This is a genomic window from Pelomonas dachongensis (genome assembly GCF_043555865.1).
In the GTDB taxonomy this organism is placed as follows: domain Bacteria; phylum Pseudomonadota; class Gammaproteobacteria; order Burkholderiales; family Burkholderiaceae_C; genus Pelomonas; species Pelomonas dachongensis.
Window position 1 is genome coordinate 21,859 of record NZ_JBIGHY010000012.1, and the last position, 16,252, is coordinate 38,110.

Sequence of the window (16,252 nt, forward strand, 5' to 3'; positions counted from 1 at the left end):
GCAACTTTGGTGCCGCGTGCACCACAAGCCGCCGCCCAAAGTTGGCGCGGAACTTGCGTCGCCAGGCTCGCACGAGGAGCAACGATGCAGACCGCCTTTGACGAAATGAACGCCGCGGGGTCCAACACCCGGGCGCATTACGAGTCCTACGCCCGCTGGCTGGCCGACCAGCCCGAGTCCCTGATGCGCGAACGGCGCGAACAGGCGGAGCTGATCTTCCGCCGCGTCGGCATCACCTTCGCTGTCTATGGCGACAAGGATTCCGGGGAGGGCACCGAGCGGCTGATCCCGTTCGACCTGATCCCGCGGGTCATCCCGGCGGCCGAATGGACGTCCATGCAGGCCGGCCTGGCTCAGCGTGTGACGGCGCTGAACCGCTTCATCCACGACGTCTATCACGACCAGGAGATCCTGAAGGCCGGCATCGTGCCCGCCGACGAGATACTGAACAACGCCCAGTTCCGCAAGGAGATGATGGGCGTGGACGTGCCGGGCGGCGTCTACAGCCACATCGCCGGCGTCGACATCGTGCGCGCTGGCCACCCGGACGGCAGCGGCCAGTACTACGTGCTGGAAGACAACCTGCGCGTGCCCAGCGGTGTCAGCTACATGCTGGAGAACCGCAAGATGATGATGCGGCTTTTCCCCGAGCTGTTCGTCAGCCACCGCATCGCGCCGGTTGCGCACTACCCGGACCTGCTGCTGGACACGCTGCGCAGCGTGGCGCCCCCGGGCGTGTCCGACCCGACCGTCGTCGTGCTGACGCCGGGCATGTACAACTCGGCCTACTTCGAGCATGCCTTCCTCGCGCAGCAGATGGGCGTGGAGCTGGTCGAGGGTCAGGACTTGTTCGTCGATGGCGGATTCGTCTACATGCGCACCACGCGCGGGCCGAAGCGCGTGGACGTGATCTACCGCCGGCTGGACGACGACTTCCTCGACCCCACCGTATTCCGCGCCGATTCACAGCTGGGCTGTGCGGGCCTGGTGGACGCCTACAAGGCGGGCAAGGTGACGCTGTCCAACGCCATCGGCACGGGCATCGCGGACGACAAGTCCATCTACCCCTATGTGCCGAAGATGATCGAGTTCTACCTCGGCGAGAAACCCATCCTGCAGAACGTGCCCACCTACGTCTGCCGCGAGAAGGACGACCTCGCCTACACGCTGGCGCACCTGTCCGAGTTGGTCGTGAAGGAGGTGCACGGCGCGGGCGGCTACGGCATGTTGGTGGGGCCGGCGGCGACCAAGGCCGAGATTGAGGCATTTCGCGCGCAGCTGGTGGCCAACCCGGGCAACTACATCGCGCAGCCGACGCTGTCGCTGTCCACCTGCCCGACGTTCGTCGAGAGCGGCATCGCGCCGCGTCACATTGATCTGCGACCCTTCGTGCTGTCGGGTTCGTCGGTGCGCATGGTGCCGGGCGGGCTGACGCGCGTCGCGCTGAAGGCGGGCTCCCTGGTGGTGAACAGCAGCCAGGGCGGCGGCACCAAGGACACCTGGGTGCTGGAAGACTGAGGGAGACGCACACATGCTTTCAAGAACCGCAGATCACTTGTACTGGATGGCGCGCTATGTGGAGCGGGCCGAGAACACCGCGCGCCTGCTGGACATCGCCTACCAGACCACGCTGCAGCCGCAGGCCGCCATCGACGCCGAGCAGACCTGGCGCAGCCTGCTGTCCATTTCGGAGCTGAACGCGCTGCACGCCCACGGCTACACGTCGGTGGATGCGCGCAGCGTCATGAAGTTCTTCGTCGCCGACGAGAGCAACCTGTCGTCCATCTTCAACTGCCTGCGCGCGGCGCGCGAGAACGCCCGCGCGGTGCGCGGCGCGCTGACCACCGAGGTCTGGGAGACCACCAACCAGACCTGGCTGGAGTTCCGCAAGCTGCTGAAGGCCGACTGGCTGCGCGACCCGAGCGCGCTGTTCGAGTGGGTCAAATACCGCAGCCACCTGTCGCGCGGCGTGACCGTGGGCACCATGCTGCAGGACGAGGCCTTCCACTTCATCCGCATCGGCTCTTTCCTGGAGCGGGCCGACAACACGGCGCGGCTGCTGGACGTGAAGTTCTACGACGATAGCGAAGCGCCGTCGGAGCGCGACGCCGCGCGCGACTTCTACTACTGGTCCGCCGTGCTGCGCTCCGTGTCGGGCTTTGAGATCTATCGCAAGGTCTACAGCAACGTCATCCAGCCCGACAAGGTGGCCGATCTGCTGATCCTGCGCCAGGACATGCCGCGCTCGCTCGCGCACTGCACGTCGCGGCTGGTGGGCAACCTCAAGCGCGTGGCCAACCCGCAGTCCGCCGAGACGCTGCGCCGCGCCGGCCGGCTGGAGGCCGAGCTGAATTTCGGCCGCATCGACGAGATCCTCGCGACCGGGCTGCACAACTACCTCGATGACTTCCTCGCCAAGGTCGCCGACCTGGGTGGCGGCATCAGCAAAGACTTCCTCGTCTAAAGGCAGACATGTCCATTCACGTCGCCCTCAAGCACGTCACCCGCTACAAGTACGACCGGGCGGTCGCCCTCGGCCCGCAGGTCGTGCGCCTGCGCCCGGCGCCGCATTGCCGCACGCCCATCCTCAGCTACTCGCTGCGCATCGAGCCCGAGAACCACTTCATCAACTGGCAGCAGGACCCGTTCGCCAACTACCTGGCGCGGCTGGTGTTTCCGGAGAAGACGACCGAGTTCACCGTCACGGTGGACCTGGTCGCCGAGATGGCGGTCTACAACCCGTTCGACTTCTTCCTGGAGCCGCACGCGCAGACCTTCCCGTTCGCGTATGACGAGGCACAGCAGGTCGAGCTGGCGCCCTATCTGCAGGCACAGCCGGCCACGCCGCTGCTGGCGGCCTACCTGGCCGACATCCCGCGCACCGAGCGCGCGACCATCGACTTCCTGGTCGACCTGAACCAGCGCGTGCAGAACAGCGTCTCGTACCTGATCCGCCTGGAGCCTGGCGTGCAGACGCCCGAGGAGACGCTGCAAAAGGCCTCCGGCTCCTGCCGCGATTCCGGCTGGCTGCTGGTGGAGGTCATGCGCCACCTGGGCCTGGCGGCGCGCTTCGTGTCCGGCTACCTGATCCAGCTGACGCCCGACGAGAAGGCGCTGGACGGCCCCAGCGGCACCGAGGTGGACTTCACCGACCTGCACGCCTGGTGCGAGGTCTACCTGCCCGGCGCCGGCTGGGTGGGGCTGGACCCGACCTCGGGCCTGATGGCCGGCGAGGGCCACATCCCGCTGGCCGCCACGCCCACGCCGGGCAGCGCCGCGCCCATCAGCGGCGGCGTGGACGAGAGCGAGGTCGAGTTCGACCACGAGATGAGCGTCACGCGCATCTACGAGTCGCCGCGCGTCACCAAGCCCTACACCGAAGACCAGTGGGCCGAGGTGCTGAAGTTGGGCGAGCAGGTCGATGCCGAACTGCAGGCCGGCGATGTGCGGCTGACGATGGGCGGCGAGCCCACCTTCGTGGCCGTGGAAGACCGCGATGCGCCCGAGTGGAACACCGAGGCACTGGGCCCCACCAAGCGGCTCTACGCCCAGCAGCTGACGCACCGGCTGCGCGACGAGTACGGCCAGGGCGGCTTCCTGCATTTCGGCCAGGGCAAGTGGTATCCGGGCGAGCAGCTGCCGCGCTGGGCCTTGTCCATCTACTGGCGCGCCGACGGCCAGCCCTGCTGGCGCAACCCCGACTGGTTCGCCGACGAGCGCGAGGGCCACCAGTACACCAGCGACGACGCCAACACCTTCATGGGCGCGCTCACGCGCCGCCTGGGCCTGCCCGACACGCATGTGCGGCCTGGCTACGAGGACACCTTCTACTACCTGTGGCGTGAGCGCCGCCTGCCGGTCAACGTCGACCCCTTCGACTCGCGCGTGGACGACGAGATGGAGCGCGTGCGCCTGCGCCGCGTGTTCGAGCAAGGCCTCTCGCACGTCGTGGGCTACGTGCTGCCGCTGCGGCACAGCGGGGACGCGCCCGCACTGGCCGGCACGCGCTGGCAGACCGGGCCGTGGTTCCTGCGCGATGACCGCCTGTACCTGCACCCCGGCGACTCGCCGATGGGCTGGCGGCTGCCGCTGGACTCGTTGCCCTGGGTCAGCCAGGGCGACTACCCCTATCTGATCGAGCAGGACCCGTTCGCGCCGCGCGGCGCGCTGCCGGCCACCGCCGCGCTGCGCACGCAGGTGCCGGGCGTGACGGCGGCTGGCCCGGCGCCGGGGGTGTCGCGCGATGGCGGCGCGCTGGTGGGCAACGGCTTCGCGCCGGGCGACTCGCCGTGGAGCGCGTCGGCCGACCCCAGCGCGCCGGTGCGCTTCGAGAGTGCCCACTGGATCACGCGGACCGCGTTGTGCGTCGAGGCCCGCGACCCGCGGCGCGCCAATGGCCCGGCGGCCGAGAGGAAGGGCAGCGCCAGCGGCGTGCTGTACGTCTTCATGCCGCCGCTGGAAAAGCTGGAGCACTACCTGGAACTGCTGACGGCTGTGGAAGCCGCCTGCGAGGACACGGGTTTCAAGATCGTGCTGGAGGGCTATCCGCCGCCGCGCGACCCGCGGCTGAAGCTGCTGGCGGTCACGCCGGACCCGGGCGTCATCGAGGTCAACATCCACCCCGCGCACAACTGGGGCGAGCTGGTCGCACACACCGAATTCCTGTACGAGGCCGCGCGCCTGACGCGGCTGTCCAGCGAGAAATTCATGATGGACGGCCGCCACAGCGGCACCGGGGGCGGCAACCACTTCGTGCTGGGCGGTGCTACGCCAGCGGACTCGCCCTTCCTGCGCAAGCCGGGTCTGCTGGCCTCGCTGCTGGCCTACTGGCACAACCACCCGAGTCTCAGCTACCTGTTCAGCGGCCTGTTCATCGGCCCGACCAGCCAGGCCCCCCGCGTGGACGAGGCGCGCAACGACCAGCTGCGTGAGCTGGAAATCGCGTTAGGGGAGATCCACAAGCTGGGCGACAACGTTGCTCCGTGGCTGATCGACCGCGCGCTGCGCAACGTGCTGGTGGACGTCACCGGCAACACCCACCGCAGCGAGTTCTGCATCGACAAGCTGTACTCGCCGGACTCGACCACCGGCCGCCTGGGCCTGCTGGAACTGCGCGCCTTCGAGATGCCGCCGCATGCGCGCATGAGCATCGTGCAGCAACTGCTGCTGCGCGCGCTGATTGCCCGCTTCTGGAAGACGCCGTACCGCGCGCCGCTGGTGCGCTGGGGCACCGAGCTGCACGACCGCTGGCTGCTGCCGCACTTCATCAGCGACGACTTCGCCGACGTAATGCAGGACATGAACGAGGCCGGCTACGCGCTCGACGCAGCCTGGTTCGCGCCGCACGTGGAGTTCCGCTTCCCCAAGGTCGGCGAGTTCGCGTCGCGCGGCGTGCACGTGACGCTGCGCAGCGCGCTGGAGCCCTGGCACGTGATGGGCGAGGAGGGCTCGGCCGGCGGCACGGTGCGCTACGTGGACGCGTCGCTGGAGCGGCTGGAGGTGCATGTGAGCGGCCTGGTCGACCCGCGCCACCGCATCACCGTCAACGGCCAGCCGCTGCCGCTGCAGCCCACCGGCCGCGTCGGCGAGTTCGTCTGCGGCGTGCGCTACCGCGCGTGGCTGCCGGAGTCGGCGCTGCACCCCACCATCGGCATCCACGCGCCGCTGACGCTGGACCTGGTGGACACCTGGCAGCAGAAGTCGCTGGGCGGGTGCCGCTACTTCGTCGCCCACCCGGGTGGCCGCAACTACGCGACCCTGCCCGTCAACGCCTACGAGGCCGAGAGCCGGCGCCTGGCGCGTTTCGCGTCCATCGGCCACACGCCGGGCCGCGTGGAGGTGGGCGAGCCCCAGCGCAGCCTGGAGTTCCCGTTCACGCTGGACCTGCGCAAGGTGGGGTGATGCAGCACAATTGCGCTACTCGTCCGCAGGAGCAGGGCATGTCGACCACCACGATCCGCCTTGAAGACGAGCTGAAGGAGCGCGGGAGCGCCGCAGCGCAGCGGGCGGGCAAAACCGCCCGCGCCTTCCTCCGCGATGCCGTCACCGAGTCCGTCGAGCAGTCGGAGTTCGACGCCGAGATGGATCGCATCTGCAAGGCGCGCTGGGCGGAGTTCCTGGTGACGGGCGAGGCCGTTGACTGGGAAGAAGCCAAGGCGTACCGGACCGCGCCTGTCGCGTCCCACGTCCGGTACCGCGCAAGATTCTGTGACGCGGATCAAGCTGGCCGCGAGTGCACTGCGCGACCTGAGCCGCATTCGTGATTTCCTCTTGGCGCATGATCAGGACAACGAGCCGGAGCGCATGCGGTAGTTGCGGGCCACTCTGGACGTCTTGACCTATGCCCCGGAAATCGGCCGACGCGTTTCGCCCGAACATCGCGAACTCGTCATCGGGCGTGACGCCCGGGGTACGTGGCCCAGTGCCGATACATCAGACCCGCCAACACCGTGATGATCATGGCGGTTCGCCACCTGCGCGAGTCCCGTTAGTCCTCGCCCCGCCTCACCCATGCACATCGAAATCCAACCCGGCGTCCGCCTCTTCGTCGACATCGAAGGCGCGGGCCTCGTGCCCGATGGCCGCAGCCTGCGCGAGAAGCCCACGCTGATCCTCATCCACGGAGGCCCGGGCTTCGACCACACCGGGTTCCGGCCTTTCTTTAGCCGCTTTGCCGATCAGTTCCAGATCGTCTACTACGACCAGCGCGGCCATGGCCGCAGCAGCCCCAGGCCGCTGGACGAGATGCGGCTGGATGTGTTTGCCGACGACGTCGTGCGGCTGTGCGACGCGCTGGGTGTGCAGCGGCCCATCGTGCTGGGCCAGAGCTTCGGCGGCTTCGTCGCGCAGCGCTACCTGGCGCGGCATCCCGCGCATGCGTCCAAGGTCGTGCTGTCCAGCACGTCGCACCATTTCGGTCTGCCGCGCAAGGTGGAGTGCTTCGGCCGCCTGGGCGGCCCGGCCGCTGCGCAGGCCACGCGCGACTTCTGGGAGCACCCCGGGCCTGACACCTGGGCCGCGTACGAGCAGCACTGCCGCCACCTCTACAACACCCAGCCCAAGAACCCCGACGCCGGCGGCTGGATGATTTTCAAGCCCGAGATCCTGTTCGAGCACACCCGCACCGAACTGCCCGGCATGGATCTGCGACCCGGTCTGGTACACGTGCAATGCCCGGTGCTGGTGATGGTGGGCGATGAAGACCCAGTCACGCCGCCCGAGGATGCCGCCGAGATCGCTGCAGCCATCCCCTCGCGCTGGCTGGCCGGCTTCAAGCGCTTCCCCGGCGTGGGCCATGGCGCGTGGCGCGACGACCCCGAGGCCGCCGAAGCGGTGCTGCGGCGCTTCTTCACGACCTGACCCTGCGCGCCTGCGGGCGCGGCCACCGCGGCGCGGACATTGCTTGACAATGCCTTTCGTCGTCTCCGCGACCCCGCCCCGCTGCTTCTTCCCCATGTCTTCCGAGCTCACGCCCAGCCAGTGGAGCCTGCTTCCCGACGAACCGGAAGAGGCGCTGGCGCCCGATCCGGTCGCGCTGGCCACGTCGGCCGCGCTGCGCAGCCGCGACGGGCACTTCTACGAGCTGACGGGCCAGGTCAACGAAGCGGGCGAGCCGCACGGCGCGCTGGCCGAGCGCTGGCAGCGCTTCTTTGCGGCCGGCGGTGCCGCCGGCTGGCAGGAGCTATCGGCGAAGGCCTTGCGCGTGCAGCGCCGCGTGCTGGAGGACGGCGCCAGCTACAACGTGCACAGCGATGGCCCGCCGCTGCCGGGCGAGGAGCGCGCCGGCAGCGCGCTGGCGCGCCACTGGCCGCTGGAACTGCTGCCCATGCTGATCGCGCCCGACGAGTGGCGACACATCGAGAGCGGCGTGCTGCAGCGCGCCCGACTGCTGGACGCCGTCATGGCCGACACCTACGGCGAGCGCCGGCTGCTGCAGCAGGGGCTGCTGCCGGCGTCGCTGGTGCTGGCGCACCCGCAGTACCTGCGAGAGATGCACGGCACCGTGCCGCCTGGCGGCGTGCACCTGCACATGCTGGCGTTCGACCTGACTCGCTGCAACGACGGCCACTGGTGGGTGGTGGGCCAGCGCACGCAGGCGGCGTCCGGCCTGGGCTATGTGCTGGAGAACCGCCTCATCATTGCGCAGCAGTTCCCCGAGGCATTCCGCCAGATGGCCGTGCAGCGGCTGGCGGCGACGTACCGCGACTTCCTGCGGGCGCTGCAGAAGCTGTCGCCCGCCGGCGAGCGCAGCCGGGTGGCACTGCTGACGCCGGGGCCGCGCAACGAGACCTATTTCGAGCAGGCCTTCCTCGCGCGTTATCTCGGCCTCACGCTGGTGGAGGGCGCCGACCTGACCGTGCGAGCCGACAAGGTCTACCTGAAGACCCTGGCGGGCCTGGAGCGCGTGCATGTGCTGCTGCGCCGCGTGGACGACACGTGGCTGGACCCGCTGGAGCTGCGGCCCGAGTCGATGCTGGGCGTGCCGGGCCTGCTGCAGGCTGCACGCGCGGGCGAGGTGGTCGTCGCCAACATGCCCGGTGCCGGCTGGCTGGAAAGCCCCGGCCTCACCGCCTTCTGGCCGGCCGTGGCCGAGAGCCTGCTGGGCGAGCCGCTGCAACTGCCAGCCATCCAGAGCTGGTGGTGCGGTGAGGAGAGTGCCTGGCGCGCGCTGCGCCCGCGGCTGGCGGAATTCATCGTCGTGCCCACGTTCTCGTCGGGCAGCACCACGCGCAGCTTCAACCCGATCGTCGCCGCCGAGCTGGACGGCGATGCGCGGCGCGAGCTGGCTGAGCGCATCGACGCCGAGCCCACCGCCTACACGCTGCAGGCACGCGTGAAGCCCACCAAGCAGCCGGTCTGGACGCGCGGCGCGCTGGAGCCGCGCGTGGCCGTGCTGCGCGTGTTCGCGCTCACCGACGGGCAGGGCGGTTGGAAGGTCGTGCCCGGCGGCCTCACCCGCGTGGCGCCGCGCCGCGACCCGCTGGCCGACGCGTGGCTGTCCATCCAGCGCGGCTCGCTGAGTGCCGACACCTGGGTCATGACCGACGGCGAGGTGGACCCGACCACGTTGCTGGCCCAGCCGCTGCTGCCGGCCGACCTGCGCGACGTGCACTGGACCGTCACCAGCCGTGCCGCCGAGAACCTGTTCTGGCTGGGACGCTACACCGAGCGTGCCGAGAACAGCGCACGGCTGGCGCGCACCATCATCGAGGCCAGCGTCATGGTGCAGCGGGGCGCCATGCCCCCACCCATGTTGCCGCTGCTGGACACGCTGGCGCGCCGCCATGGCCTGCTGGCCGTCGACGCGCCGCATGCCGGCGACGACCCGCGCGGCTTCGAGCGCGCGCTGCTGGCAGCGCTGCTGCCCGTGTCGGGCGTGCCCAGCGTGGGCTGGAACCTGCGCGCGCTGCAGGGCTGTGCGCAATCACTGCGGGAGCGCCTGTCGCCCGAGACCTGGCGCCTCATCCACGAGACGGCGGCGCAGTTCGAGCAGCACCTGCGCGCCGTGCTGGACCGCCCCGGCACCGCCACGCCGGTGACCGACGTGCTGGCCGTGCTGGCGCGCGCCGACACGCATCTGGCCGCCATCACCGGCGCGCAGACCGACCGCATGACGCGGGACGACGGCTGGCGGTTGCTCTCCATCGGCCGCCAGCTGGAGCGGCTGTCCTTCCATGCCGAGGTGCTGGCCGAAGTGTTCGAGCAAGGCCTGGCCCTGACCGAGGATGGCTTCGCGCTGCTGCTCGGCGTGTTCGACTCCACGATCACCTACCGCGCGCAGTTCCAGGCGCGGCGCGAGGCCGCGCCGTTGCTTCACCTGCTGGTGCACGACACCGAGAACCCGCGTTCGCTGGGCTGGGTGGCCCGCACGCTGCGGGAGCGCTTCGTCAAGCTGGCCCGCCACGACCCGGGCTGGGCCGCCGACATCGCCGCCGACCTGCCCATGCCCGACGCCTGGCCGCTCGACGACCTGGCGGCGCCTGGCCCGGCGCTGGTGGAGCGGCTGCGCCTCGCAGCCGACCAGGCCGGCGAGCTGTCCAGCCTGATCAGCCAGCGTTACTTCGCGCATGTCATCGGGGCCGAGCAGCGCGTATGGCAGTGAAGCTCAGCGTGCACCACGTCACCGAGTACACCTACGAGGACTCGGTGGAATGGGCTCACCACGCCGCCTGCCTGGCGCCGCAGCACACGCCGTGGCAACACGTCGCCGGCTGGCGGCTGACCATCGATCCGCTGCCCGACGGCTGGGGCGTGGACGGCCTGGAGCTGGATGCCGCCGAGCTGGCCCGCCACCTGCGCCGCGACCCCTGGGGCAATCGCCACCTGACCTTCGGACATGCGCGCGTGCACGAGAAGCTGGTGGTGGACAGCCGGTTCGTCGTCGAGCTGCAGCCGCGCCCCGCGCCGGATCCCAACCGCGGTCCGTCGTGGGAGGCTGTGGCCGCCGGCCTGCGCTACCGCGCCGGCCGCGCGCTACAGGAGGCCGACGAGTTCGCGCTCGCCTCGGCCTATGCCGCGCCGGACGCCACACTGGTCGTCTACGCGCGCCGCGCGTTCTCGCCCGGCCGCACGCTGGCTGCCGCCGGCCTGTCGCTGATGCACCAGATCCACGCCGACCTGTGCTACCTGCCGCACAGCACCACGGTCGCCACGCGCGCGGCGGACGCGTTGAAGCAGCGCAGCGGCGTCTGCCAGGACTTCGCCCATGTTTTCATCGCGGCCTGCCGCGCGCTGGGGCTGGCGGCGCGCTACGTGTCGGGCTACCTGCTGACCCGCCCGCCCGAGGGCACGCCGAAGCTGGTGGGCGCCGATGCCTCCCACGCCTGGGTCGAGCTGTGGTGCCCCGAGCAGGGCTGGCTGGCGCTGGACCCGACCAACGCCGTGCCGGCCGACCTGGACCACGTCACGCTGGCCTGGGGGCGCGACTACGCCGATGTGGCCCCGCTGCGCGGCGTGTTGCGTGGGGGCGGCTTGGCGACGTTGCGGGTGGGCGTCACCGTGGAGCCGGTGGGCGACGCCTGAGCAGCGCCGCCGCGCTGGCCAGCGCCAGCAGCCATAGCACCGACATCGATCCACCCCCGCCGCCGCCGCCCGCGCTGTTGGACGTACCGGCGGCGGCTGCCGGCGCCGTCACAGTGATCGTCTGCGTCTTCGTCGCCTGCGCGCCGGCACTGTCGGTGAGCGTCAGCTGCACCGTGAACGTGCCCGTGGCGCTGGTGGTGACGGTGGCTGTCGGCCCTGTCGTGCTGCCGCTGAAGGCCGCGATGGCGCTGCCGCTGGTCAGGCTCCACTGGTAGCCCGCCAGCGTGCGGCCGGTGGGCGCGCTGGAGCCGGTGCTGTCCAGGCTCACCGTGCTGCCAGCCGCCACCGACGTGGCCGCCGTGCCGATGGCGGCGGTCGGGCCGAGCCCCGTCACGGCCACGGTGGTGCTGGCGGTGCCGGTGCGGCCCAGCGAGTCGGTCACGGTCAACGTGACGGCCACGGTGCCGCTGCTGTTGCCCAGCGTCGCGAGCGCGGCAGTGCTGGCGTTGGTGGCGGTGGTAAAGCTGGCGAGGTTGACCGGCGTGGCGGCGATGCTCCACTGGTAGCCAGTGATCGCGAATCCGTTAGCGGCCTGCGAGCCGCTGGCATCGAGGCTGACCGGGCTGCCCGCGGCCACGGTGGTGGCCGAGGCGACCAGCGTGGCCGTGGGCGCGGCCGGCGTGATGGCGGTAAGCGTGGTGCTGCTGCTGGCCTGCTTGCCGGCGCTGTCGGTCACCGTGAGCTGCACGGTGATGCTGCCGACGCCGCTGGTCTTGAGGCTCGCGGTGGCCGTGTTCGTGGCGCCGGTGAAGGCGGCGATGCCGCTGCCGGCGGCGAGCGTCCATTGCCAGCCGGTGATGCTGCGGCCGGCGGGCGCTGTGGAGGCGGCGGCATCCAGCGTGACGGTGCTGCCCGCCGCCACACTGGTGGCGTTGGCGGCGATGCTAGCGGTGGGCGCGGCTGCGCCTGCTGCAGCGGCCACCGCAGCGCCCACGTCCAGCAGGCCGGCGCCGCAGGTGGAGGTGGTGCAGTGACATTCGTCCTGCGCCACGGCGGTGGGCGCGCGGCACACGGGCACGCTGGCGTTGGTGGCCGACGCTGGGAAGCGGCGCGCGGCGGATTGCAGCATCGACTTGATCTGCGCGGGCTGGAGCGACGGGTTGGCCGACAGCATCAGCGCCGCCGCCCCTGCCACCATGGGCGCCGCGAAGCTGGTGCCCACCGAGTAGTTGCTGCTGTTGCTGTAGGTGTAGCCACTGGTGCTGGCCGTGGTGGTGCCGCTGTTCGTGGCGGTAAGGATGGGGTAGAGGCAGGCGCCGCTGGCGTTGACGCAGTTGCCGCCGGGCGCAGCGATCGCCACCTCGGGGCCGATGCTGGAGAAGCCGACCTTGGTGCCCACGTGGCGCACCCCGGCCACGGCGATGACGCCGCTGCAGTTCGCCGGCAGGCCCACCGCCAGGCCTTCCTCGTTGCCGGCGGCCGCCACCACGGTGACACCGGCCGCGACGAGCTGGTTCACGGCGTCTTGATAGGCCGCGTTGCAGCTGCCGCTGCCGCCCAGGCTCAGGTTGATGACCTTGGCGGGATTCGGGTTCGCACTGGGCAAGCGGCTGACGCCGCCGGCCCACAGCATGCCGGCAATGATGTCGGAGTCCAGCCCGCCGCACTTGCCCAGCACGCGAACGGGCAGCAGCTTCACGTCGTAGCCCACCGAGGCCATGCCAGCGCCGTTGTTCGTCTGCGCGCCGATGATGGACGCCGTCTGCGTGCCATGCCAGCTGCTGTTGGTGGCGGCTTCGCCGCTGCCGCACTGGCCGGCGCTGGTCCAGTCGCCGGGGTCGTTGGCATCGGCGTCCCGGCCGCCACCATCGCCGGCTGCACTGGCAGCGGCGATGAAGTCGTAGCCGGGCAGCAGCTTGGCGGCGAGGTCGGGGTGGGCGCCGAGCACGCCGGTGTCGATGTCGGCCACCACGATGCTGGCGCTGCCCGTGGTGATCGCCCACGCGCCCACCGCGTTGATGGCGGACACCAGCGTGGCGTCCGCCGGCTGCAGGTACCACTGGCCTGCCGCCAGCGCGGCGCCGGTGCTGGCGGGCAGCAGCGGATCGTTGGGCAGCGCCAGCGCGCGACGGCGGCCGTCCGGCACGGCGTACTCCACGTCGGCGTCCTTCGCGAGCCGGGCGGCCAGCGCTGCCGCGGTGAGCGTGCCGTCGCTGCGCACTACTTGGCTGCGCGCGTCGATCATGCGGCCGTCGCGCAGCCCCAGGGCGTGGCGCGCGGCCAGCATGGCGGCGTGCTGCGGGCCGCGCTCACCGCGCTCGCGTGCGGCGCGCATCAGCGGGCCCAGCGCCTTGAACTTGACGATGACGCCTTCGGGCGCGGCGGGCGTGTCCGCCAGTGCAGGCGGCACGGCGGCCAGCGCGGCGAGCGCGAGCCAGGCCGGGGCGAGACACCGGAGAGCGGCAGAAGCGGTGACAGGGGCAGGCACGGGCGGCTCCGGCAGGACAGCAGAACTTGAATGCTGCCGTGCAAGCGTGTCGGGTGCGATGCCGCTGTGTGTCGCGGTGGACACAAGCGCGCCGAAGGCGGTGGTTCTTAACGCGCGTCGTGTTTGCCGACCGCCAGCACCATCGACTTCGCCACCATCGTCGCGCGCCACGTGGCGGTAGCAGTCAGCGGAGCGAGCGTCGCAAGAGGGGTTCGCGGCGGGCGACTTGCTGGGGTATGAGCGCGTCTCTCGTCGCGGCAGTCAGCACCCGGCTGCGATCACGGCTTAACGCCGTGTGTACTGGCACGAGCGATGCCAGACCCGCCCGCGTGGCCGCCGTACGTGTTTCAGCCGCGCAGCAGCGGCAGCACTGAGAGGACCATCAGCGCCGCCGCGCCCCAGTTGAACGCCTGCAGCGCGTGCGGGCGATGCAGCCAGCGGCGCATCTGCACGCCCAGCAGCGCCCACGAGCCGCAGCACGGCAGGTTCACCAGCACGAACACCGTGGTCATCGCGGCGATGCCCATCTCGCCGTAGGCCGTCACGGCGGTCAGCGCCATCGCCCATGCCTTCGGGTTGACGACCTGGAACAAGGCTGCCGCACCGAAGCCCATGGGGCGGTTGCGGCCCGGGTCGCCCGCCGCCGGAAGTGCGGCCGTGGCCACGCGCCAAGCGAGGTACAGCAGGTAGCCCAGGCTCACCCACTTCAACACGTCGTGCAGCACCGGCGCGCGGGCGAAAGCCTTGCCCAGCCCCAGGCCCATCAGCGCCAGCATCACGCCGAAACCGAACGAGATGCCCAGCAGGTGCGGCACGCTGCGCCGCCAGCCGAAGTGCGTGCCGGACGCGAGCAGCATCAGGTTGTTGGGGCCGGGCGTGATGGAGGTGACGAAGGCGAAGCCGGTGAGGGCGGCCAGGGTGCTGAAGGTGACGCTGTCCATGGGGCCGCCACTGTAGGCAAGGCATGCAGGCATGGGCTTGCGTTTCTCAGCGTGTGGTGGGAGTCTTGTGCAATCATGTGCGGCCATGGATGCCATAGACGAGAAAATATTGCGCGAGCTGGTGCGCGATGGCCGCGTGACGAACGCGGAGCTGGCCCAGCGCATCGCGCTCAGTCCGTCCGCCTGCCTGCGCCGAGTGCAGGAGCTGGAGCGGCTGGGCGTCGTCAAGGGCTACCGAGCCGTGCTGGACCCGGCGCAGCTGGGCGTGGGCTTCGTGGCGTACGTGGCCATCGGCTTGTCGCGCCACACGCTGGGAGAGCAGCAGGGTTTCGAGCAGGCGATGCGCGATTGCGCGGCGGTGCGCGAGTGCCACAACGTGACGGGCGCGTTCGAGTACCTGTTGCGCGTGGAGGTGGCAGACCTGCCGGCCTACAAGCGCTTCCATGCCGACGTGCTGGGCGGGCTGCCGCAGGTCAGCATGATCACGAGCTACATCGTCATGGACTCGCCCAAGGATGGCCGAGGGTGAGGTGGGTCGCGGTGCAGGCCGAGCGCCGGGCTGCACCCCAAACGGCAGGCATGGTCGTATTTCCGGAGTGCCGGCCGGGCTCGCCGCGTTCAGCGGGTGAGAGGCCTGTCAGCGCCGCACCTTGCCGTCCGCCGTCAGCATCGACAGCTCGACGAAGCTGGAGCCGACGTGCTTACCCGCTGAGAAGTTGAGCCGGTAGCCGCGTGCGTCGTAGCCCGACAGCGATTCCAGCGCCCCCACCAGGGCTTCGCGCGAGGGCTTGGGGCCGGCGCGGCGCAATGCGTCCACCAACACGCGCGCGGCCATGTAGCCCTCGATGCTGGTGTAGTTCGGCTCGGGTTTGCCGTCCAGGCGCTGCAGGGCCTGCTGGTAGTCATTGACCAGCCCGGCTGCCGTGCCGAAGGGCGACGGCATGACCTGCGAGATGACCACGCCGGCGGCGTCCTTGCCCAGTTCGTCCGCCAGCGCCTGCGTGCCGACGAAGGAGACGTTGTAGAACTGGCCGAAGTAGCCGGCCTTGCGCGCCTCGCGGATGAACGCGGCGCAGCCCTTGTAAGCGCCGATCTGCACGATGGCCTCGGGTTGGCTGGGCAGCAGCGTCTTCAGTGCTGCAGAGACGTCCACGCTGTTGCGCTCCACGGTGGCCACGGCGGTGGGCTTGAGGCCGCGCTTCTCCAGCGCGCGCATCACGCCCTTCAGGCCGGCCTGGCCGTAGGCGTCGTTCTGGTGGAAGACGGCGATCTTCTTCATGTCCAGCTGTGTGAGCTGCTTGACGATCAGCTCGGTCTCGTCGAAGTAGCTCGCGCGGATGTGGAAGACCAGCTTGTTGAACGGGTCGCGCAGTGACTCCGCGCCGGTGAAGGGCGCGATGAACGGCACCCTGGCGGCCGTGGCCAGCGGCAGGGCCGCCACCGAGGTGGGCGTACCCACGTAGCCGAACAGCGCGAACACGTCGTCCTGGATGAGCTTCTCGGTGTTGGCCTTGCAGCGTGCGGGGTCGTAGCCGTCGTCCAGCGTTTTCAAGGTGACGGGCACGCCGTGCACGCCGCCCGCCGCGTTGACGGTGTCGAAGTAGGCCTTCGCGCCCAGCTGCATCTGCAGGCCCAGTTGCGCGGCCGGGCCGGTGAGTGGCGCCGACTGGCCGAGCACGATGCCACGGCGGTCCTGCGCAAAGGTGGAAAACGAGGCAGCCGGCATGGCCAGGCCTGCGAGCGCGAGTTGGTGAAAGCGGCGACGGGTCTGCATGGGTCGATGATCAGGGATAGGACTGAT

General features: G+C 70.4%; 11 protein-coding genes. 8 read left to right on the top strand and 3 right to left on the bottom strand.

All coding sequences use genetic code 11. From position 1 onward, the window contains the following. Nucleotides 1–84 precede the first annotated feature (84 nt). From ACG02S_RS23250 to ACG02S_RS23280, 7 genes are all read left to right on the top strand, one after another. Nucleotides 85–1,518, top strand: coding sequence for a circularly permuted type 2 ATP-grasp protein (locus ACG02S_RS23250; RefSeq protein WP_394472884.1), 1,434 nt, complete (start codon nt 85–87; stop codon nt 1,516–1,518). 13 nt (nt 1,519–1,531) lie between these two features. Beyond that, nucleotides 1,532–2,464 (top strand): alpha-E domain-containing protein, encoded by a 933-nt coding sequence (locus tag ACG02S_RS23255; RefSeq protein ID WP_394472885.1) that lies wholly within the window; start codon nt 1,532–1,534, stop codon nt 2,462–2,464. A gap of 8 nt (nt 2,465–2,472) precedes the next feature. Further along, entirely contained in the window at nt 2,473–5,901 is a 3,429-nt protein-coding gene (locus tag ACG02S_RS23260) for a transglutaminase family protein (RefSeq protein ID WP_394472886.1), read from the top strand. Nucleotides 5,902–5,939: 38 nt separating this feature from the next. Next, nucleotides 5,940–6,263: a CopG family transcriptional regulator gene (locus tag ACG02S_RS23265; protein WP_394472887.1), complete on the top strand. Its 324-nt coding sequence runs from the start codon at nt 5,940–5,942 to the stop codon at nt 6,261–6,263. A 247-nt stretch (nt 6,264–6,510) separates the two neighbouring features. Continuing rightward, nucleotides 6,511–7,359 carry an alpha/beta fold hydrolase gene (locus ACG02S_RS23270; RefSeq protein WP_394472888.1) on the top strand — a complete coding sequence of 283 codons (849 nt, stop codon included), beginning with the start codon at nt 6,511–6,513 and terminating at the stop codon, nt 7,357–7,359. Nucleotides 7,360–7,453: 94 nt separating this feature from the next. Continuing rightward, nucleotides 7,454–10,102 (top strand): circularly permuted type 2 ATP-grasp protein, encoded by a 2,649-nt coding sequence (locus tag ACG02S_RS23275; protein WP_394472889.1) that lies wholly within the window; start codon nt 7,454–7,456, stop codon nt 10,100–10,102. Next, complete coding sequence (locus tag ACG02S_RS23280) at nt 10,093–11,022, top strand: transglutaminase family protein (RefSeq protein WP_394472890.1); 930 nt, start codon at nt 10,093–10,095, stop codon at nt 11,020–11,022. Before ACG02S_RS23275 ends, ACG02S_RS23280 begins: the two co-directional genes overlap by 10 nt. Here ACG02S_RS23280 and ACG02S_RS23285 read toward each other — a convergent pair. Then, a complete protein-coding gene (locus tag ACG02S_RS23285; RefSeq protein ID WP_394472891.1) occupies nt 10,994–13,510 on the bottom strand; it encodes a S8 family serine peptidase in 2,517 nt (838 codons plus the stop codon). The genes ACG02S_RS23280 and ACG02S_RS23285 overlap by 29 nt on opposite strands. Before the next feature lie 347 nt (nt 13,511–13,857). Next, complete coding sequence (locus tag ACG02S_RS23290; protein ID WP_394472942.1) at nt 13,858–14,451, bottom strand: LysE family translocator; 594 nt, start codon at nt 14,449–14,451, stop codon at nt 13,858–13,860. 85 nt (nt 14,452–14,536) lie between these two features. Between ACG02S_RS23290 and ACG02S_RS23295 the strand changes: the two genes are divergently transcribed. Continuing rightward, entirely contained in the window at nt 14,537–14,980 is a 444-nt protein-coding gene (locus ACG02S_RS23295; RefSeq protein ID WP_394472892.1) for an Lrp/AsnC family transcriptional regulator, read from the top strand. A 108-nt stretch (nt 14,981–15,088) separates the two neighbouring features. Here the strand turns inward: ACG02S_RS23295 and ACG02S_RS23300 are convergent, their stop codons facing one another. Further along, complete coding sequence (locus tag ACG02S_RS23300; protein WP_394472893.1) at nt 15,089–16,225, bottom strand: ABC transporter substrate-binding protein; 1,137 nt, start codon at nt 16,223–16,225, stop codon at nt 15,089–15,091. Nucleotides 16,226–16,252: the final 27 nt, after the last annotated feature.

Bases quoted from the DNA above. Each gene is read 5' to 3' on its own strand.
- ACG02S_RS23250 (WP_394472884.1), top strand. From the start codon at position 85: ATGCAGACCGCCTTTGACGAAATGAACGCCGCGGGGTCCAACACCCGG.
- ACG02S_RS23255 (WP_394472885.1), top strand. From the start codon at position 1,532: ATGCTTTCAAGAACCGCAGATCACTTGTACTGGATGGCGCGCTATGTG.
- ACG02S_RS23260 (WP_394472886.1), top strand. From the start codon at position 2,473: ATGTCCATTCACGTCGCCCTCAAGCACGTCACCCGCTACAAGTACGAC.
- ACG02S_RS23265 (WP_394472887.1), top strand. From the start codon at position 5,940: ATGTCGACCACCACGATCCGCCTTGAAGACGAGCTGAAGGAGCGCGGG.
- ACG02S_RS23270 (WP_394472888.1), top strand. From the start codon at position 6,511: ATGCACATCGAAATCCAACCCGGCGTCCGCCTCTTCGTCGACATCGAA.
- ACG02S_RS23275 (WP_394472889.1), top strand. From the start codon at position 7,454: ATGTCTTCCGAGCTCACGCCCAGCCAGTGGAGCCTGCTTCCCGACGAA.
- ACG02S_RS23280 (WP_394472890.1), top strand. From the start codon at position 10,093: ATGGCAGTGAAGCTCAGCGTGCACCACGTCACCGAGTACACCTACGAG.
- ACG02S_RS23290 (WP_394472942.1), bottom strand. From the start codon at position 14,451: ATGGACAGCGTCACCTTCAGCACCCTGGCCGCCCTCACCGGCTTCGCC.
- ACG02S_RS23295 (WP_394472892.1), top strand. From the start codon at position 14,537: ATGGATGCCATAGACGAGAAAATATTGCGCGAGCTGGTGCGCGATGGC.
- ACG02S_RS23300 (WP_394472893.1), bottom strand. From the start codon at position 16,225: ATGCAGACCCGTCGCCGCTTTCACCAACTCGCGCTCGCAGGCCTGGCC.